The organism is Streptosporangium sp. NPDC050855 (genome assembly GCF_044456585.1).
Taxonomy (GTDB): Bacteria; Actinomycetota; Actinomycetes; order Streptosporangiales; family Streptosporangiaceae; genus Streptosporangium; species Streptosporangium longisporum.
Genome location: NZ_JBITFY010000009.1, coordinates 51,371 through 70,143, shown reverse-complemented (window position 1 = coordinate 70,143; position 18,773 = coordinate 51,371). Strand labels below are relative to the sequence as shown.

Genomic DNA, 18,773 nt, shown 5'->3' with positions numbered 1-18,773 from the left:
GCTTGATGTCGCCGTCCGCACCACGATTCCGCTGGAGGTATGCATGCGCGGTACGACTCGCGTGTTCGCCGTGACCACCACCGCCGCACTCGCCCTCGGGCTGGCGGCCTGCAGCCCCGGCGGGACGGCCGACGGTGGCCGGCCGGTCCAGCAGGCCGTTCCGACGGGCGGCCAGAAGTCCGCCAAGCCGGTCACCCTCACGTACTGGACCTCGTTCCTGCCGGACGCGACGCTGCGCGAGGCGATCACCGCCTTCGAGACGGCGCACCCCGGTGTCAAGGTCGAGCTGCGTTCCTTCGACGAGTCCGGCTACCACGGGCGGCTGCCCAAGGAGCTCGCCGCGGACAAGGCGGCCGACGTCGTGGGCCTGCGGATCCCGGCGATGACCGGTGAGATCAGGGACCTGCTCCGCCCGGTCGCCGAATGGAAGGACAAGGTCTCCGCGGGCTGGATCGACGAGCTCGACGAGGCCGCGATCGACCGTACCGAGAAGGCCGCCGGGAACGGGAAGCTCTACGCCGTTCCGATGGGCTCCAGCGGCGGCGCGGTCATGTACTACAACGCCGGGCTGCTCTCCGAGCTGGGGATGTCCTTCCCGGAGCGGGCCGCCGACCTGGAGACCATCGTCAGGCGGGTCAAGAAGGAACTGTCCGACGTGCAGCCGGTCGTCTTCTCCGGGGAGCCGCGCGGGCAGGAGGAACTGCTGTTCACCATCGCCGGCCAGAGCCACCCGACGCTCTCCGACGAACTGCTCGCCGGCCGGAAGGCGTGGAACGGCCCCGACGCGGTCTCCGCGCTGACCGCCTACAGGTCGCTCTTCGAGCGGGGTGTGCTGGCCAGGTCGGCGCTGAAGCTCAAGGGCGACCGCCCGGCCGAGCTGTTCCGCTCGGGCAAGGCGCTGTTCCTGGTGGACGACTCCGGCCAGAGCCCGATGCTGTCCGCGTCCCACCGCAAGACCGCCAAGATCTCCGTCAAGAACGTCGGCGCCGGCCCGTTCCCCACCATCCTGCCCGAGGCCGAGCCGGCCGTCCGCAGCACGCCCGAGGTGGGGCTGGCCGTCACCAAGAGCTCCAAGCACGTGGCCGAGGCGGCCGCGCTGGTCGAGTTCCTGACCGTGGGCGACGGCGTCCCGATCTGGGCGAAGAGGCTCACGATGATCCCCGCGCGCGAGGACTTCCGGCCGGAGTCGTCCGTCTTCGCCACCCCGGAGGGCAAGAAGGGCCACGCCGCGATCGAGGAGCTCGTCCGCGACGGCGGTTCGGCCAACGTCCCCGACGAGGTGTTCCTGAAGCGGGCCGAGGGCGCGATCATCCTCGACGTCGCCCACGGACGGCTCACCGCCCGCAAGGCCGCCGACCGCCTGCAGAAGGAGTGGGCACGCGGCCAGTGACACCCGCGCGGCTCAGGCGTCCACGGTCCTGAAGGTACGGCGGTAGGCCATCGGTGAGACCCCGATGGCCGACTGCAGGTGCTGGCGGAGCGAGGCGGCGGTGCCGAACCCGGCCCGCAGGGCGACGCCGTCGATCGGCAGGTCGCTGGTCTCCAGCATCCGCCTGGCCAGCTCCACCCGCTGCAGGACGAGCCACTGCCCCGGGCTGAGGCCGACCTCGTCGCGGAACCGCCTGGTGAAGGTGCGCCGGCTCATCCGGGCGTGCGCCGCCAGCTCGCTGAGCGGGAGCGGCCGGTGCAGCCGCTCCAGCGCCCACGCCCTGGTCGCGGCGGTCGTGCTGGCGGCCGGGGCGGGGAGCGGGTGCTCGATGAACTGGGCCTGACCGCCGTCGCGCCACGGCGGGACGACGCACCGCCTGGCCACCCGGTTGGCCACCTCGGTGCCGTGGTCGCGCCGGACGATGTGCAGGCACAGGTCGATGCCGGCGGCCACCCCCGCCGAGGTGAGCACGTCCCCGTCGTCGATGAAGAGCACGTCGGGATCGACCCTGACCCGGGGGAAGAGCCGCTGGAAGTGCTCGGCGCTGCTCCAGTGCGTGGTCGCGGGACGGCCGTCGAGCAGGCCGGCCGCCGCGAGCACGTAGGCGGCCGTGCAGATCGAGACCAGCCGCGTGCCCGGCCGGATGCGCGCGAGCGCGTCGCTCAGGGGCTCGGGCAGCCGCCCCTCGGCGGAGATGGGACCGAGCCCGTAGGTGGCCGGGATCACCACGGTGTCCGCGGCCGACAGGGCCTCGGGGCCGTGCCGGACCGTGATCGAGAAGTCGGCGTCGGAGCGCACCGGGCCGCCGTCGACGCTACAGGTGATCACCTCGTAGAGCCGCTCACCGGCCGGCCCGCGGGCACCGCCGAAGATCCGTGGCGGGATGCCCAGCTCGAAGGGGATCACACCGTCCATCGCGAACATGACGACCCTGTGCATGACCCGATTCTGGCACGCGATGGAAACGGGCCACGGGCCACGGGTCCGGTCCGGTCAGTCCATGTCGACGTCGTCGAGGAGCCGCAGGAGGCGTGAGAGCACCTTCAGGCAGGCGGTGATCTCGGCGTCGGTCAGGTCGCCGCCGACCTCGCGCAGCATCGCGCGCTCCTGGTCCACCACGCCGGTGGCGGCGGCCTCGCCCTCGGTGGTCAGCCGGATGAGCGAGGACCTCCTGTGCGCCGGGTTGGGGACGATCTCGACCAGGTGGCGCGCGGCCGCGTCGTTGACCATGCGCTGCACGAACTGACGGCTCAGCGCCTGGGCGCGGCCCATCTGGGGGACGGTCATCGGGCCGTGTCCGCGGAGCATGACGAGCACGGCCCGCGTCCCCACGGAGAGCCCTTCGAGGGCCACGTCCTGCTCCACCCTGCGCCAGGCGCGCCGGTACAGCGGCCCCACCAGGTCGAAGACCTCGGTGAGGCGGTCGGTCGATGCTCCGGTCGCCGGGCCGCGGCCTGTCTCGTCCACGGGACCATGATGACACCTGAGTTGTCATCGTCGAGCAAAGATGACACCTTAGGTGTCATGAAAGATCTCTTCTGGCTCGACTCCGGCACCGGACGCCCCGTCGTCCTGCTGCACGGAGGCTTCCTGGACCACCACATGTGGGACGACCAGATCCCGGCCCTGGCCTCGCGTCACCGCGTCATCGCACCCGACGCCCGCGGTCACGGCCGGTCCGCCAACGCCACCGGGCCGTACCGGCTCACCGACGACCTCGCCGCGCTGCTGCGCCACCTGGACACCGGGCCCGTGACGCTGGTGGGCGTCTCCATGGGGGCGGGCATCGCGGTCGACACCGCCCTGGAGCACCCCGAGCTGGTCGCCGCCGTGGTCGTCAGCGGGGCCGGCACCAGCGAGCCGTACTTCACCGACCCCTGGACCACCCGGGCACTGGCCACGTGGCACTCGGCGATGGCCGCCGGTGACCTGGACGCCTCGGTCGAGGGGTTCGTGCTCCTCGCCACGGGCCCGCACCGCACCCTCGACGACCTCGATCCCGAGGTCGTGGACCGGCTGCGCCGGATGGCCAGGGCCACCATGTCCAAGCACACCGCCGGCGAGCCCGACCGGCTCGTCCCGGTGCGCGACACCTGGGAGCGCGCCGCCACGATCGGCGTCCCCGTGCTGGCGATCAACGGCGCCGCGGACTCGCCCGACCACATCGGCATGGCCGAACGCCTCGCCGGCGTCGTCGCCGACGGCCGCGCGGTCTCGATCGACAAGGCCGCGCACTACCCCAACATGGAGCGCCCGGAGGTCTTCGGCGAGATCCTCGACGACTTCCTCCGTACGGTGCGGTCACCGCTGTGACCGCACCGCCGGTACGGGGTCAGCCCGCGCCACCCGACGCCGGGTAGATGCGGAGCCAGTCCACCTCCATCCACGCCTCTCCCGCGCTGCCCTGGCCCGGGAACCAGTCCAGCTGCAGGCAGACCGACATGGAGCTGCGGGTGGCGTTGCCGGAGCGGAACCACTCCTTGCCGTCGATGTACCCGACGACGGCGGACGGGGTGATCTCCACGGCGTAGGTGTGCCAGGTGGTCATGTCGATGTCGGCGTGGGCCTGTTCCTGCCCCTGGGGAGTGTGCAGGAAGAAGTTCGGCCGCTGCCGTTGCGGGTCGTCGATGACCTCCAGGAAGTCCACCTCCTCCCCGGTGGCGCTCTGCACGTTGCCGCCGCCGTTCTCGGGCCAGAGCAGCGCGACCGGGTGGTAGGAACCGGCGCCCGGGTACAGCCGGACGCGGGTCTCCCAGCGCCCGTAGGTCTGGGCGTGACGGGCGGCCAGCCCGGTCGTCGTCCCGTCCTCGCGGCCGTGCAGGTAGAGCGCCCCGTTGCCCAGGTAGAGCTGCCCGGGAGAACGGCGGCCGTTGCCGGCGTGCCCGGCGGAGTCGTAGAAGACCCAGTCGGACTCGTCGAGGTAGTCGTCGAACTCCGCGCACCAGGACGGCGCGCCCCAGCCGAGGGCCTGCGCGGCACTCGTCTCGCCGGTCGCGGCCGGGGCGCAGGGCGCCGCCGAGGCCACCTCTCCCTGGGCCGAGCTGAGCGTGCTCACCGCCAGCGCGGCCACCATGCTGAGTACGGCCACCCGCACGTGGGATCGGGTGATCATGGCTACTCCTCCCAGGATCTGGCGCAGAGCGTGGAGGGACTGAAGCTCCAGCAGCCGACGCTCGTCGGGCTCGGGGCCGGGGTCGCCGCCGCGCTCGGCGACGGCCGGGCGGGAGAGGCGGGCGGCGCGAACACCCAGCGCGGTGCCGCCGGTGCGGCCGGTGCGGCCGATGTCCCCGACGTGGGCGCCTCATGGCCGGCGATCAGCAGGACACCGGATTCCGGGCCACGGCTCAGCCAGGGCGCCATGCTCCAGCACGAGGCGAGATCCCCGGGACCGCAGGGGTCCAGGGAGCGCCTGAGCGGGGGGAGCGGCACGACGACCCGTGGCGAGGGGGTCGGGGACGGCGCCGCCATCGGGGACCGGACGGGCTTCGTCCACTCGGCCCGCAGGGTGGGCTCGGTGACGGGCCGCTGTACGCGCGACGGCCGCCGCGACGGGGTGACGGACGGCGAGGCGGGCTTACGGGACGAGCTCGCCGAGGGCTTCGGCGGGGCCGGCTTGGAGGTGGCCGTCCTGGTCGGTGAGGGAGTGGCACTCGGCTTGGCCGAGGCCGTGGTGCTCGGTTTGGCCGAGGCGGTCGCGCTCGGCTTGGCCGAAGCGGTGGGGCTGGGTTTGGGTGGGGTGGACGCGGTCGGTTCGGCGGAGGTGGTCGCGCTCGGCGCGGGCGACGCGGTCGGTTTGGCCGTGGCGGTGGGGCTGGGTTTGGGCGGGGTCGACGTGGTCGGTTTGGCCGAACCGGTGGCGCTCGGTTCGGGCGCCGGTTTCGTGGCCGTCCCGGAGGGCTCGGGACGCGGTGTCGCGCCCGGCCGCCCCGGCGTGGTGGAGGCGGTGGGGACCGTGCTCGGTTCGGGGGCGGTGGAGGCACTGGACGACGGCCCGGGGGTGGGCTTGGTCTCCGGTCCCCTGTCACCGGGGTTCGCGGGCGCGGCGCTCTTGGGAGCCGCCTGGGACGACTTCGGCTCGGCCTGCGGCCGCGTCTCGCGTCCGCCGTTCTCGGGGGCCTTCGTCGCCCTGTTCCGCGACGGTTCCTCGGCGGGAGGCGTCCTTTCGGAACGCGGGGCCGTCGTCTCGCCGCGCCTCGGCTGTACCGGTTCCCGCGCGGCCTCCTTCCGCTGCGGCGTCCGGGACGGCTCGTCCGGGACCTGCTCCGGCGGGGCGTTCCGACGGGACCTGGCGGGTGGTTCGGCCTCTTCCGCGGGGGCTCTGCGGTTCGATCGTGCGGGTGGTTCGGCCTCCTCCGAAGGGGCCTGGCGGTTCGATCGCGCCGGTGGTTCGGCTTCCTCCGAAGGGGCCTGGCGGTTCGATCGTGCCGGTGGTTCGGCCTCTTCCGCGGGGGCTCTGCGGTTCGATCGTGCGGGTGGTTCGGCCTCCTCCGCGGGGGCCCTCGGGGCCGACCTCTTCGGCGGTTCGGCCTCGGCGGGCGGGTTCTCGTCCGGTCTGGAGGGGGCCTCGGCCTCGGGGGCGCTCTCCTCCTCCGGGGCGACCTCCTCGCGCCCGGCAGGAGGTTCGTCGGGGGGAGGCGCGGCGTACTCCTGCGAGGGCGCGCCGGTGTTCACGCCCGGGTCGGCCACGGCGGCCCACGGCTGGGCGATGACCGCGCTCGTCGTCGCGGATACCGCGGCCAGCAGAAGGCCGGAGACCAGGGTGACACGCCGGGATGAGCTGCGTGGGGGCATTGGGGGGCTCTTCCTGGATCTATGGGGTGGGCTCTGGGCCGGAGACGGGTTTCCAGCCCGCGGCCGTGAATTCGGGGGTGCCCGGCAGGGCGACGGGCGGCACCGAGGCGGAGAGCGGGTCGGGGACGTTGACCCAGTCACCCCGGTTCGTACCGCGCAGGTCGGGATGCCAGGCCATGAGCAGGCTCATGGCGTACGGGCTGGAGTAGGTGGGGTCGGTGTCCCCGACGCCCTTGGTGGCGGTCACCTGGACCAGCACGGAGACGTGTATCTGGTCGCGCGTGCGGGACCGCCACTGGACGCCGATCGTCCGGGTCCGCATGGCGGCCCCGTCGGGGAGCGCTCCCTCCTTGGGAAGGCCGAGGATCTCCCTCCATCCGGCGGCGGCCTCGCGGGCACCGGCCCGTGCCGCCTCGTGCTGGTCCGGCGGGGCGTACAGCACCGCCGCCTGCTCGGCCTGCTCGGCGTCCAGGGTCCAGGCCGCCTCCAGCGCGGCGGCGGCGGCCGAGGCCGCGCCCAGCTCGTTACGCGGGAAACCGACGGGGTAGCCGGCCGCGCCCTCGTAGCCGGACGGCGCGGCCAGACGCACGGTGTCCCCGGTCTCCCCGGCGTCCCCGGTGGTCCCGGCGTTCTCGGTGCCGCGCGAGGCCGAGACGTCCACGGGATCGAAGACGGGCCGCAGCAGTTGCCATGCGCCGGCCGCCAGCAGGATCGCCCCCACGATCGAGACGACCACGATGAGCATCCTTCGCCGGGCGCTCGGCGGAGGGCCCAGATCCCAGTCCAGCGTGGGATCCTCGGCGGCCGGCCGCACTAGTGACCCCGGTCGGGACGCTGGCCGAACGCCACCCCGGCCGCCGCGGCCAGGCGCAGGTACGCGCCCCGGGTCGTCGGGCGCAGGCGGACCAGGTCCACCTCGGCGCCCTCCTTGAGGTGCGGGTCGTAGGGGATGCGGATCACCGCGCGGCAGCGGGAGTTGAAGTGGCGCTCCAGCAGGTCCAGGTCCACGTCGGACTTGGGCTCCACCGCGTTCAGCACGACGATGGCGTTCTTGACGAGGTCGGCGTGGCCGTGGGCGGTCAGCCAGTCCAGCGTCGCGGCGGCCGAGCTGGCCCCGTCCACCGCGACCAGGCTGACCAGCACGATCTGGTCGGCCAGCTCCAGCGTCGCCCCCATGGCCCCGTGCAGCAGGCCGGTCCCGCAGTCGGTGATGCAGATGGAGTAGTAGCGCTCGATGAGACCGGCGACCGTACGGTAGTCCTCGGCGTTGAACGCCTCGCTCACCGCCGGGTCGGTGTCGGAGGCCAGGACCTCCAGGCGGGCGGGCGACTGGGAGGTGAAGGCGCGGGCGTCGGCGTAGCGCACGATGTGCGGGGCCTCGGCCAGCATGGTGCGGATGGTCGCGGCCGTCTCGGACTTGACCTTGATGCCGAGGGTCCCCCGGTCGGGGTTGGCGTCGATCGCGATGACCCGGTCACCGCGGAGCGAGGCCAGGGTGTTGCCCAGGGCCACGGTCGTGGTGGTCTTGCCGACCCCGCCCTTGAGGCTCATGACCGCGATCCGGTGGTGCCCGCTCGCCACGGGGGTCTGGGCCTGCGCGATCAGCGTGCGGCGCTCCAGCTCCGCGGCCGACTCCGCCGGGATGATCCGCTTGCCGGAGAGCTGCCAGACGAGCCGGCGCCACCCTCCGGCGGGTTCCGGGCGGCGGTTGGTGAGCAGGTGCTCCGCGGTGAGCGGGACGCTCTCCTGGAACTGGTCGGGAGGGGGGGACGGCGATTTACGAATGTGGGGGGAGGTATCCGTCATTGCGAAGGTTCCTTTCGCAGGGAGCGAGCGCGGGTGGGGGCTGTCAGCAGGTCCGCCAGCGCACGGTGGTGCTGATCGAGTCGTCGGGGCCGTGGACCGTCAGCGGGGCGGTGACGGAGGCCGGGTTGCCGCACCAGCTACGGGTCCTGTGGGCACGTAGGTTGATCACCTGCGTGACCCCTTCCCGCAGGGTGCCTTCGGAGGGGCTCACGGCCAGGCCGGGAGCCGATATCCGCCAGCCGAGCGGTTCCCCCGACAGGGTGAGGACCAGGCTCCCCTGGCCGAACTCGTCCAGCGCCACGACGGGCGGCACCCGCAGGCGGGAGGCGAGCCCGTCCCGGCGCCCAGGCGTCCCGGCGGCCGGTGGCTCCGGGGTGGCCTGGCTGGTGGAGGACTGCAGCGACCTGGCGGGCTCCTCGGATCCGATCGCCGGGCCGAGGAAGTTCATCCCCGTCAGGGTGCCCGCCGCGCCGGCCACGACGATGATGACCACCTTGACGGTCGTGTTCCTGATCCGCGTCCCCGCCCAGCTGAGCGCCTCCAGCACCTGGACGGACGCCCCGATCCGCTCCTCCTCGGGACGGTCGTCGGGCTCGGTGTGGAAGCGCAGGGCCGGGATCTGGTCGTCGTCGCGCGTCCGGGCGGGGGTGCGCATCTCGACGGAGTGCTGCCCGACGATGACGACGGGCTCGCTCCTGACCGGGGGCTCGGGGACGGGGGCCTGCCGGGGGATGGTGCCGGTGATCTCCTCGCTCTGCGCGAGGACCTCACGTGCCCAGGCCTGGGTCAGCAGGGCGTCGTAGAGGGGGGTGTCGTGCCCGGTGACCGGGGGCGCGACCGGCGGGCGGGACGGCCGGGTCCGGTGGGGCGGCAGGGCGGGCAGCGGCGGCAGCCCCGAGGAGACGGGGGATCCCGTCGCCGGCCCGCTCGCCGGTGACGACGGCGCCGTCGGCGCCGACGGCGACGGTGAGGACGGTGAGGACGGTGAGGACGGTGAGGACGGTGAGGACGGTGAGGACGCGGCCGGTGACACCGCACCCGGAGAGGTCGTCCCGGGCGGGGCGGCATCGGGTGAGGCGGTCCCGGACGGTGTCGTGCCGGGTGACGCCGTCCCCGGGGAGCCGGTGCCCGGCCGCCTCCGCTCCCGCCCTCCGGTGTCCGGCGCCTTGGACGCCACCGGCGGATAGGGGGACGCGCCCGGTCTGGGCGCGGGCGGCGTCGCCGGGGGTGCCGGTACGCCGTCCCGTCCCGGCGGGACCGCCGGGGTCAGGGACCGTTCCTGCGGCGGGAGCGTGGACGCCGGAGGCCGCCCGCCCGCGGGAGGGGCGGACAGCACGGGGGACCTGCCGCGCGGACGCGACACCGGTGGCGGCGCCTCGGTGGACGGGCCACCTCCCGGAGGAAGGGGCGGGTACGGGACGCCCCCCGAGGAGCGCCCCCCGGGGGACGCGACACCGGTGGACGGGGCGCCCGGGGACGCGACCCTGGGGGACGCGACGCCTGGAGGCGACGTGCCCGGGGACGCGCCGGTGGACAGGGCGTCCGTGAGCCGCCGGCGTTCCTCGGCCGGGAGCGGCGCGACCGGCGGGTGCGAGATCATCTGCGGGACCGTGTAGCGGATGTTGATCGGCCGGGTGCACACCGAACACCTGATCATGTGGGAGAGCAGCGCCGACCGGTCGTCCTCCGAGCCGATGCCCGAGGGCGGCTCATGGCCACCGGGAGGCCCCCCGGGCAGGCCGGCCGGGAAGGCGCCCGGGAAGACGGCCTCCACCAGCGGGGGCAGCTCGGGGCAGGTACGCCGCCCGTGGGTGAGCGCGTCCAGCCCGCTCACCAGCGTCTCGATCAGGTCCTGGGTACGGGTGGCGAGCCTGCCGATCTCCTCGGCGGGCATCGCCAGCACGTGGGAGAGGTCGTCCATGCCCAGCGCGTGGCGGTACATCAGCCTGAGCGTCTCCGTGCCCAGCGGGTCGACGATCGTCCACACCCGCTCGATCAGAGGGGCGTCGGGCATGCCGGGCCCGGAACCCGGCACGTACCGCTCCCGGTGTCCCGGGGAGGTACGGCAGTCACGGCGCAGTACGGCCAGCGCCCGCCCCCGGACCGTGACGTTCCCGGGAACGTCCCCGGCCCGGCCGGCCGCCAGCGCGGAGACGACCGCCGCGTGGACCCGGCCGGGTTCGAGGTGGGAGGCGGCGTAGTCCACCAGGTGCGCGCCGTGCTCGCGCACCCAGGCCGCCTCCTGGCCGGGGCCGGGCGCGGGGCGCCCGGATCCGGTGGGTGTGCTCATCGGCCGTCGTACTCGTCCGGGTCCGGCTCGACCTGGCCTTGGTCGGGCGGCAGGGGCGCGCCCCGCTCCCCGGTGTTCCAGCCGGAGTCCTGCCGGGCCTGCTGACCCTCGGCGGGACCGGGACGGCCGGGGTCCGGCTGGACCGGACCCGGCTGCGCGGGGTCGGGCCGGTCCTGGCCCTGCCGGTCGGGGGCGGGCGGAGCGGGATTCGCCTCGTCCTGGCCGGACCGCTCGGCGCCTTCCCGGTCGTTCCCGGAGTCACCGGGGACGTCCTGCTCGGGCTCGGCGGGCAGGGGCTCCTCCCCGCCGGGGATCGGGCGCGGGAGCGGCACGGGCGGCGGGTCGGTCACCACGAGCTCCAGGTTGCGCTGCGGCAGCCCGGTGAACTTCGTCCAGTTGCTCACCTCGCCCGGGGCGGGTGCGGCGTAGAGCCAGCGGACGAAGGCGGGCCACACGCACGAGTCGCGGGGGATCGCCTGGCGTCCCTTGGCCGCGCCCTCTGCGCGGGAGGAGCTCAGCGCGTCGATCTCCTCGGCGGTGTAGTCACGGCACGGCGGGGTGCCCGGAGGGGCGATGTTGAGGTCCCACACGCCGTTCTCGTCGGTGTAGCGCATCCCCCGGTCCAGGCCGAGGGCCTCGTGGGCGCGGCGCAGCAGCTCGGGGTCCTCGAAGATCGGCAGCGAGACGCCGCCGTCCGGGCCGCCACCGGGGAGCCGCGGGGTGGCCGGCATGAGCACGGTCCCGTCGGGGCCCTGCGACGTGTTCGCACCGGGGCCGGTCGAGGGCTGCGCGCCGGACGGGTCGCGTTCCTGCGAGCGCTCACCGGGCTCCGCGGGCTCGGCGGGCTCGGCGGTCGGCGGGGCGGGTACCGGGGCCGGAGCCGCCGTCTCCCCGGGCCGGGCCCTCCTCGAGGGCGGGCGCGCGTCGTCCGTCGGCCTCGTCTCGGGAGGGGCGACCTCGCCCGTGGGCACGACCGGTCCGCCGGGGCCGGATCGGATCGCGGGCTTCAGCGTGCCGGTCGGCCGGGAGTGCCGGGGACCCTCGCCCGGCTGCGAGGGCCGGTCACCGGTGGTGGGCCGGGGCTGGGACGGCCGGCCGTCGCCGGTGGGGCGAGGCTGCGGCTGCGGGTCGCCGGTCGGCTGCGAGGGCCGGTCGGCGGTCGGGCCGGGCTGAGGCCGGGAGGGCCGGTCGGCGGTGGGGCCGGGCCGGGGCTGCGAGGGCCGGTCGGCGGTGGGCCGGGGCTCGGACGGCCGGGAGGGATCCGACGATCTCGTCCCGCCGGTCTCGGGAGCGGGCTTGGGCGGCGCGACCACGGTCTCCGCCGGGCGCTCGATGACGCTGCCGCTCTCCTTCTCGCTCTGCTTCTCGTTCTGCGTGATGTCGCCGCTGACCTTCTTGGTCGGGGTCGGGGCCGGCTTGGCGGGCCGCTCGTTCACCACCGGGGGCGCGACCGGGGGCCGTGCCACGGGAGCCGGATCGGGAGCGGGCTGCAGCGGCGCCGAGGTGCGCCTGGCCGCCTGGGCGTTCGACCTGGGGGCCGCGGACGGCTTGGCCGGGGCCGCCTTCGGCTTCTCCTTCGGTTTCTCCTTCTCCGGGGCCGAGGACTTGGCGGGCGGTGCCGGGGTGCTCTTGGGGTTGCCCGGCCGCTGCGCGAGCGGCGCGGCCGCGGCCGCCGCCAGGACCGGCAGGGCGACGCAGCCCTCCGCGGCGGTCCCGACCGCGTGCCCGTCGACGGTGGTCGTCAGGCAGACCCGCTGGCCCGCGGCGTCGCCCGCGGCCGAGCCCTTCGAGATCGTGCTGCCCGCGTCCGCGCCGGAGAGCGGGAGCGGTTGATCACCCCCGGGCGACGCGCTGGACGTCCAGGCTCCCGCCTGGTCGTCCAGAAGGTACGTCCCCGCCGCCAGCCGCATCACCTGCCCCTCACCGGTGTCGGGGCGGAGGGCGACGACGGTTCCCAGTCCGGCGCCGGCGCCGAAGACGCCGATCGCGACACTCGCAGTGATCACCGTCGCACGTGATGGCTTACGTGAGGGCGTCATCTGAAGGTTCCTTTTCTTCCGGTGAAACGTCAGTCGCCGTGGCTTTCCAGGACGTCGCTCCACTCGCCGAGTACGCGAGCGGGCTCGTTCGAACCGGCGGGGGGGACATGTGTCACGTACATGCGGCCGTACGTGGCGCTCACCGAGCGGGCGAAGGCCTTGCCGCGGGTACGCACGGCGGCCGAGCCCTTCAGCTTGACCGTCGCGCCTTCCCGCTCCGCCTCGCGGAGCTCGGTGGATCGGGCTCCGTACCAGACCAGGGCGCCCCCGTCACCGGTCCTGAGCGCTCGTACCGGTCCCTCAAGCCGGTACGAGAGCGTGAGCTTCCAGTCGGCCTCTCGCAGCCGAGCCCGTTCCTGCTGCCAGAACAGCACGGTCTCGCTGGTCCAGGGGCCCTCGTCGAACGCCGGGTCGATCTCGGCCCTCTCCAGGCTCGCCAGGTGCGCGCGGGCGATCTGGCGAGGGGTCGCGATCAGTCCGGTGGCGTTCTCGGAAAGACCCGTCGCGTACCCCTCGGCGTCCGTCGCGATCGCGGGGAAGCGTGCCGGGGTGGCGCGGGTGTCGGCCGCCGAGGCGACGAGCCGCCAGCCCCCGGGGGCCGAGCTCATCACGTCGACGATCCGGGCGACGCCCGGTTCGTGCGAGACCGCCACGAACCAGTCCGCGACACCCTCCACGTGGCGCGGAATCCATATCTTCGGGTTGGGCCAGACGCCCGTCGCGAGCGACGTCCCCTCCATCTTCGCCGTCGTGAAGGCCGCCCTCGTCATCTCCAGCGCCAGGCCGTGCTCCAGCTTCGCCATGGCCTCACGGTCCTTCCTGGCCTGCGCCGCCGACAGGCCCCGCTGGTAGCGGCCGTGGACGGCGTACGCCTCCTTGGAGGTGAGCTGGGGACGGCCGGACCCGGCCGGTGCCTCGGCCGACGGCGGAGAGGTCGGCGTCCCGGCGCGGGGCCTGAGCGACGTCGTGGCCCTGGGCCGGGAGGAGGCCTCGGGCCGCAGGGACGTCTCCGGCCGGGAGGAGGTCCTCGGGCGGGGAGACGACCTGTCCGTGCCCTCGGTGCCCTCGGTGCCGCCGGGTCTCGGGGTGGGCTTCCGGGCGGAGCGGGACGGGGACGACGTCGGGGAGGGCGAGGAGACCGCCCCGCCCCAGTCGCCACCCGAACGGTCGGGGGTGGGGTTCGCCGCCAGGGACGGGCCCGAGGGCGATCTGGTCGCGAGCCAGAGCGCCGAAGCGGCGATGATCGTCAAAACCACCGTGAACAGAATGACCTTCCGCCAATCGAATGACAGCAGTCGTTCGGGGTGCCAGTCGGATGCCTGTTCGGAATCGCGGCCGGGGGAAGCGTTGCCACGGCCGAAGGACCCAGCCTGTCCATCTGGGAAATCCGATGCACGCCATGACATAGGTCCAAATATTAGACTGACCGTGATCTATTGGGAAGGTAAAGGGCCGAGTAATCGACACTTATGGTTATACGGTTTTAATTAACACCTAACGCGCCATAAGGGTTGTCCGAAACCTCTGACCCTTCGACCTGCTGGTCTCTCGCGGTGGACCGTACCACTGGAACTCCGGAGATCAACCCCCTTCTGCGGGTTTCGGATGAACGTTCATGTTTACCGCAGGAGCATCATTTACCTGGCGGGAGCCGGATGTTCACTCTCCGTCGGGCTTTCCGGCACCTGGTAGGAGGGTCCGCGTGAGCCCGGGGACCAAACGGTTTCACGCTCCGATTGGCGCGAGCACTCATAACCATTTGATATGAATGCTTTCCCTCGCCCGGGAGATCGCCCGTCCGGGCGGGCCCCGTCCCAGGAATTGGAGCTCCCTCTTTTCCGCTCCGCCGCGCGCCCAGCCTCCGCCGCGCGCCCGGTTCCCGCCCCGTGCCCGACCTCCTCCGTGCCCGGCCTCCTCCGTGCCCGGCCTCCCCGTGCTCCGCTTCCGCCGCGTGCTCCGGCCGTGGCACGCGTCCCGCTCCGGTCACGGCGCTCCCCGGGTACGAGGCACATGACGGCCCGGCCTCGTGAGGGGATCACGAGGCCGGGCCGGGTGCGGGACGGGCGGCGCCTTCGGGGTGCGGTCAGGCGCGCGCCCCGGTGACCGGCTCCCTCCCGGTGAGGCCGAGCTCCTCGGTGGGGACGCGGTGGGTCTCACGGGTGGTGGCCACGGCGATCGCGCTGATCGCGCAGAGGACGGCGGTGAAGACGCCGACGCCGATCCACCCGCGCAGACCCAGCCAGCCCTCCGGGGACACGATCCCGGCGGCGGAGGCGACGGCGAAGCCGGCGATCGCGAAACCGATCTGGGTGCCGATCGCCATGCCGGACAGCCGGACCCGGGTGCTGAACATCTCCCCGTACAGGGAGGGCCAGATGCCGTTGGAGGCGCTGTAGACGACGCCGAGGGTGAGGATCCCGGTGGCGAACACCAGCGGGTAGCTCCTGGAGTTGATCGCGGCCAGGTAGGCGAAGATCATGATCGGGCTGCCCACGGCGCCGATGAGGAAGACGGGCTTGCGGCCGATGCGGTCCGACAGCATGGCCCAGAGCGGGATGGCGACCAGGGCGACCGTGTTGGCGGCGATGCTCACCCAGAGCATGGTGGCCCGGTCCAGCCCGATCTCGTCGCTGGTCGCGTAGTTCAGGGCCCAGACGGTGAAGATCGTGCTGACGGTGGCGATGAGGGCGGCGCACATGACGCGCAGCACGCTGCTCCAGTGGTCGCGGAACAGCACGGCCAGCGGCATCTTGGGCACCGTTCCCTGGGCGACCTCCCGCTCGAAGGCCGGGGTCTCCTCCAGCCTTCTGCGGATGATCCAGCCGACCACCGCGACGACCACGCTGAGCAGGAACGGGATCCGCCAGCCCCAGCTGAGCAGCTGCTCCTCCGGCAGGGCCGCCACCGGGATGAACACGAGCGTCGCCAGGATCTGGCCGAACTGCGTGCCGTTGAGGGTGAAGCTGGTGAAGTAGCCGCGGCGGTCGGCGGGGGCGTGTTCCAGCGTCATGGAGTTGGCGCTGGCCTGCTCGCCCGCGGCCGAGAGCCCCTGCATGATCCGCAGCAGGACCAGGAGGACGGGCGCCAGGCCGCCGATCTGGTCGCGGGTGGGCAGGCAGCCGATGAGGAAGGTCGAGACGCCCATCAGCATGAGCGTGAACACCATGATCTTCTTGCGGCCGAACCGGTCGCCGACGTGCCCGAGGATGACGGCCCCCACCGGCCTGGCCGCGTACGCCACGCCGAAGCTGGCCAGCGACTGCAGGGTGGCGGTCGCCGGGTCGGAGTCGTCGAAGAAGACCTTGGAGAAGATCAGGGCCGCGGCGCTGCCGTAGATGAAGAAGTCGTAGTACTCCAGGGCGCTGCCGATCCAGGCGGCGACGGCCGCCTTGCGCGGCGTGCCCTGTGGGACGGCGGGTGGGTTCTCGGTCACGATGACTCCTTCGGTACGCGTGGTCCGGCCGTCCCCCCGGATGCCGTTGCCTGCTGTTTACGAACTAGATAGTTAATTAACGCTGCCGCAATGCTGCTGGTGGCGGGCGTCACATGTCAAGGTCCTCTTCACTTCGGCTCGCCGGTGCGTTATACCTAACTCACTAGTTCGTACATTGCTGGGAAGTGGGTCATGGACCGGAAGCACACCCCTCGTGCCACCGGGCGCGCCGTGCCACCGCGCGTACCGGGAAGGAAGAACCGATGACCTCGTTCCTGACCGGGCTGATCGGCTCCGGCATCGGCCCGTCGTTCAGCCCGCCGCTGCACGAGCGGGAGGCCGCCCACCACGGGCTGCGCTACGTCTACCGGCTGCTCGACACCGACGTCCTCGGCACCGACGTCGGAGACCTGGTCCGCACGGCCCGCCGCTTCGGCTACGACGGCCTCAACATCACCCACCCCTGCAAGCAGGCCGTCATCCCCCACCTGGACGGGCTGTCGGCGGACGCCCGGACGCTGGGCGCGGTCAACACCGTGGTCTTCGAGAAGGAGCGCGCGATCGGCCACAACACCGACTGGACCGGCTTCAGGGAGTCCTTCACCCGCGGCCTGCCGGACGCGCCGATCGAGCGGATCGTCCAGCTCGGCGCCGGGGGCGCGGGCGCCGCGGTCGCGCACGCACTGCTCACCATGGGCGCGGGCCGGGTGACCCTGGTCGACGCCGACCCCGCGCGGGCGACGGCGCTGGCCGCCGAGCTGGCCGGCCGCTTCGGGGACGGGCGGGCGGACGCGGCGCGTGCGGACGACCTGCCCCGGCTGCTCGCCGTCGCGGACGGCCTGGCGCACTCCACCCCCACCGGGATGGCGGGCCACCCCGGGCTGCCGCTGCCCGCGTCGCTGCTCCGCCCGGACCTGTGGGTGGCCGACATCGTCTACCGGCCGCTGGAGACCGAGCTGCTGCGGCGGGCACGGGCGTTGGGCTGCAGGACGCTCGACGGCTCCGGCATGGTCGTCTTCCAGGCGGCGCACGCCTTCCACCTGTTCACCGGGCGCACCCCCGACACGGGACGGATGCTCACCCACCTGACCGAACTGATCGCCACCTGAGGGGGAGCCATGCGCACGTCCATCGCCACCGTGTCGGTGAGCGGCACGCTGCCGGAGAAGCTGGCCGCGATCGCCGCCGCCGGGTTCGACGGGGTCGAGATCTTCGAGAACGACCTGCTGGCCTGCCCGCTCTCCCCCGAGGAGGTACGGCTGCGCGCCGCCGACCTGGGACTCTCGATCGACCTCTACCAGCCGTTCCGCGACTTCGAGGCGATGCCCGTCCCGGACCTGCGCAGGGCAGCGCACAAGTTCCAGGTCATGGAGCGGCTCGGCGCGGACACGCTGCTGGTCTGCTCCAACGTCTCCCCCGCCGCGATCGACGACGACGAGCTCGCCGCCGCGCAGCTGAGGTCACTGGCCGAGCTGGCCGCCGAGCACGGCGTCCGCATCGCCTACGAGGCGCTGGCCTGGGGACGGCACGTCGACGACTACCTGCACGCCTGGCGGATCGTGCGCATGGCCGACCACCCGAACCTGGGCACCTGCCTGGACAGCTTCCACATCCTGTCGCGCGGCTCCGACCCGATCGGCATCGAGGCGATCCCCGGCGAGAAGATCTTCTTCCTCCAGCTCGCGGACGCGCCGCTGCTGGCGATGGACGTGCTCCAGTGGAGCCGCCACTACCGCTGCTTTCCCGGCCAGGGCGGCTTCGACCTCACCGGGCTGGTCGGCAACGTGCTGAACGCCGGGTACACCGGCCCGCTCTCGCTGGAGGTGTTCAACGACCACTTCCGGCAGGCCGACGCCGCCCGGACCGCCCGGGACGGCATGCGCTCGCTCATCGCCCTGCGACAGGCCCTCGGCCGTACCGCCCACCCCGCCGTGCCCACCGGTTACGCCTTCGCCGAGATCGCCGACACCAATGCCCTGCGCGGCGTGCTCACCGCGCTCGGCTTCGCCCCCACCGGCGCGCACCCCAGCAAGCCGGTGCAGCTGTGGCAGCAGGGCGACGCCCGGCTCCTGCTCAACGCCACCGGTGACGATCCCGCCCTGATCAGCCTCGGGCTGGACAGCCCCGACCCGGCCCGCGCGGTCGAGCACGCCGGGTCGCTGCTCTCGCCGGTGCTGCCGCGCGAGCGCGCCCCCGAGGAGGCGCCGCTGGACGCGATCGCCGCCCCGGACGGCACCGAGATCTTCTTCTGCGGTACGGAGTGGCGCGGTGACTTCGCCCCGGGCGGGACGGTCGCCGGGCCGATCACCCACATCGACCACGTGGCGCTCACCCAGCCCTGGCACCACTTCGACGAGGCGGCGCTGTTCTACCGCAGCGTGCTCGGCCTGCGCCCGCAGGAGAGCCTGGAGCTGCCCGACCCCTACGGCCTGCTCCGCAGCATGGCGATGTCGACCGCGCCCGGCGCGTCCACCGTGCCCGGCACGTCCACCGCCCCCGGCATGCCCACCGCGTCCACCGCGCTCGGCACGCCCGGCGTGCCAGCCGCGTCCGGCACGTCCGGCGTGCCCGCCGCGTCCGGGCCCGGTGCGGCGGGCGGGTCCGACGGCCGGGTGCTGCGGCTGGTGCTCAACCTCGCCCGGGTCGGCGCCGGGGACGTCCCCTGGCAGCACATCGCGCTGGCCTGCGACGACCTGCTCGCCACCGCCCGCAGGCTGCGCGCCGAGCATCCGGAGCTGCTGCTGCCGATCCCCGGCAACTACTACGACGACCTGGAGGCCCGCCATGACGTGGACCCCTGCCTGAGGGAGCTGGGGGTGCTCTACGACCGCGACGCGGACGGCGAGTTCCTGCACCTCTACACCGTCACCCTGGGACGCGTCTTCTTCGAGATCGTCCAGCGGATCGGCGGTTACCGGGGATACGGCGCCGTCAACGCCCCCATCCGCCTCGCCGTACAGCACGCGGACGGTCACTAAGATGGGC

At 73.4% G+C, this 18,773-nt stretch carries 14 protein-coding genes; 4 read left to right on the top strand and 10 right to left on the bottom strand.

Going from position 1 to position 18,773, the window contains the following annotated elements:
• Positions 1–43: 43 nt before the first annotated feature.
• Positions 44–1,390 (top strand): ABC transporter substrate-binding protein, encoded by a 1,347-nt coding sequence (locus tag ACIBCT_RS18990; protein WP_399190158.1) that lies wholly within the window; start codon positions 44–46, stop codon positions 1,388–1,390.
• A 12-nt stretch (positions 1,391–1,402) separates the two neighbouring features.
• On the opposite strand, the gene ACIBCT_RS18985 is transcribed toward ACIBCT_RS18990, so the two are convergent.
• Complete coding sequence (locus ACIBCT_RS18985; protein WP_399190155.1) at positions 1,403–2,368, bottom strand: GlxA family transcriptional regulator; 966 nt, start codon at positions 2,366–2,368, stop codon at positions 1,403–1,405.
• Positions 2,369–2,422: 54 nt separating this feature from the next.
• Positions 2,423–2,896, bottom strand: a complete 474-nt coding sequence (locus tag ACIBCT_RS18980; protein ID WP_399190153.1) for a MarR family winged helix-turn-helix transcriptional regulator — start codon at positions 2,894–2,896, stop codon at positions 2,423–2,425.
• A gap of 57 nt (positions 2,897–2,953) precedes the next feature.
• On the opposite strand from ACIBCT_RS18980, the gene ACIBCT_RS18975 reads away from it, so the two are divergent.
• A complete protein-coding gene (locus ACIBCT_RS18975; protein ID WP_399190151.1) occupies positions 2,954–3,742 on the top strand; it encodes an alpha/beta fold hydrolase in 789 nt (262 codons plus the stop codon).
• A 19-nt stretch (positions 3,743–3,761) separates the two neighbouring features.
• Here ACIBCT_RS18975 and ACIBCT_RS18970 read toward each other — a convergent pair whose 3' ends face one another.
• The 8 genes from ACIBCT_RS18970 to ACIBCT_RS18935 form a co-directional block, all read right to left on the bottom strand.
• Positions 3,762–4,541, bottom strand: a complete 780-nt coding sequence (locus tag ACIBCT_RS18970) for a glycoside hydrolase family 16 protein (RefSeq protein WP_399190149.1) — start codon at positions 4,539–4,541, stop codon at positions 3,762–3,764.
• A 2-nt stretch (positions 4,542–4,543) separates the two neighbouring features.
• On the bottom strand, positions 4,544–6,220 hold the full coding sequence (locus ACIBCT_RS18965) for a hypothetical protein (protein ID WP_399190146.1): 1,677 nt from the start codon (positions 6,218–6,220) through the stop codon (positions 4,544–4,546).
• 19 nt (positions 6,221–6,239) lie between these two features.
• Positions 6,240–6,956 (bottom strand): hypothetical protein, encoded by a 717-nt coding sequence (locus ACIBCT_RS18960; protein WP_399190144.1) that lies wholly within the window; start codon positions 6,954–6,956, stop codon positions 6,240–6,242.
• A gap of 77 nt (positions 6,957–7,033) precedes the next feature.
• Positions 7,034–8,026: an AAA family ATPase gene (locus ACIBCT_RS18955; protein ID WP_399190142.1), complete on the bottom strand. Its 993-nt coding sequence runs from the start codon at positions 8,024–8,026 to the stop codon at positions 7,034–7,036.
• A gap of 43 nt (positions 8,027–8,069) precedes the next feature.
• Positions 8,070–10,316: a hypothetical protein gene (locus ACIBCT_RS18950; RefSeq protein ID WP_399190140.1), complete on the bottom strand. Its 2,247-nt coding sequence runs from the start codon at positions 10,314–10,316 to the stop codon at positions 8,070–8,072.
• The gene (locus ACIBCT_RS18945; RefSeq protein WP_399190138.1) at positions 10,313–12,322 is read right to left on the bottom strand and encodes a hypothetical protein; all 2,010 of its coding nucleotides are present in this window, start codon (positions 12,320–12,322) and stop codon (positions 10,313–10,315) included. Before ACIBCT_RS18945 ends, ACIBCT_RS18950 begins: the two co-directional genes overlap by 4 nt.
• A 62-nt stretch (positions 12,323–12,384) precedes the next feature.
• Positions 12,385–13,611, bottom strand: a complete 1,227-nt coding sequence (locus tag ACIBCT_RS18940; protein WP_399190136.1) for a hypothetical protein — start codon at positions 13,609–13,611, stop codon at positions 12,385–12,387.
• 827 nt (positions 13,612–14,438) lie between these two features.
• A complete protein-coding gene (locus ACIBCT_RS18935) occupies positions 14,439–15,788 on the bottom strand; it encodes an MFS transporter (protein ID WP_399190134.1) in 1,350 nt (449 codons plus the stop codon).
• A 263-nt stretch (positions 15,789–16,051) separates the two neighbouring features.
• On the opposite strand from ACIBCT_RS18935, the gene ACIBCT_RS18930 reads away from it, so the two are divergent.
• Together ACIBCT_RS18930 and ACIBCT_RS18925 are read left to right on the top strand one after the other, a co-directional pair.
• Positions 16,052–16,897: a shikimate dehydrogenase gene (locus ACIBCT_RS18930; RefSeq protein WP_399190132.1), complete on the top strand. Its 846-nt coding sequence runs from the start codon at positions 16,052–16,054 to the stop codon at positions 16,895–16,897.
• A gap of 9 nt (positions 16,898–16,906) precedes the next feature.
• The gene (locus tag ACIBCT_RS18925) at positions 16,907–18,766 is read left to right on the top strand and encodes a TIM barrel protein (RefSeq protein WP_399190130.1); all 1,860 of its coding nucleotides are present in this window, start codon (positions 16,907–16,909) and stop codon (positions 18,764–18,766) included.
• Positions 18,767–18,773: the final 7 nt, after the last annotated feature.

Bases quoted from the DNA above. Each gene is read 5' to 3' on its own strand.
- ACIBCT_RS18990 (WP_399190158.1), top strand. From the start codon at position 44: ATGCGCGGTACGACTCGCGTGTTCGCCGTGACCACCACCGCCGCACTC.
- ACIBCT_RS18930 (WP_399190132.1), top strand. From the start codon at position 16,052: ATGACCTCGTTCCTGACCGGGCTGATCGGCTCCGGCATCGGCCCGTCG.
- ACIBCT_RS18985 (WP_399190155.1), bottom strand. From the start codon at position 2,368: ATGCACAGGGTCGTCATGTTCGCGATGGACGGTGTGATCCCCTTCGAG.
- ACIBCT_RS18965 (WP_399190146.1), bottom strand. From the start codon at position 6,220: ATGCCCCCACGCAGCTCATCCCGGCGTGTCACCCTGGTCTCCGGCCTT.
- ACIBCT_RS18925 (WP_399190130.1), top strand. From the start codon at position 16,907: ATGCGCACGTCCATCGCCACCGTGTCGGTGAGCGGCACGCTGCCGGAG.
- ACIBCT_RS18955 (WP_399190142.1), bottom strand. From the start codon at position 8,026: ATGACGGATACCTCCCCCCACATTCGTAAATCGCCGTCCCCCCCTCCC.
- ACIBCT_RS18950 (WP_399190140.1), bottom strand. From the start codon at position 10,316: ATGAGCACACCCACCGGATCCGGGCGCCCCGCGCCCGGCCCCGGCCAG.
- ACIBCT_RS18970 (WP_399190149.1), bottom strand. From the start codon at position 4,541: ATGATCACCCGATCCCACGTGCGGGTGGCCGTACTCAGCATGGTGGCC.
- ACIBCT_RS18975 (WP_399190151.1), top strand. From the start codon at position 2,954: ATGAAAGATCTCTTCTGGCTCGACTCCGGCACCGGACGCCCCGTCGTC.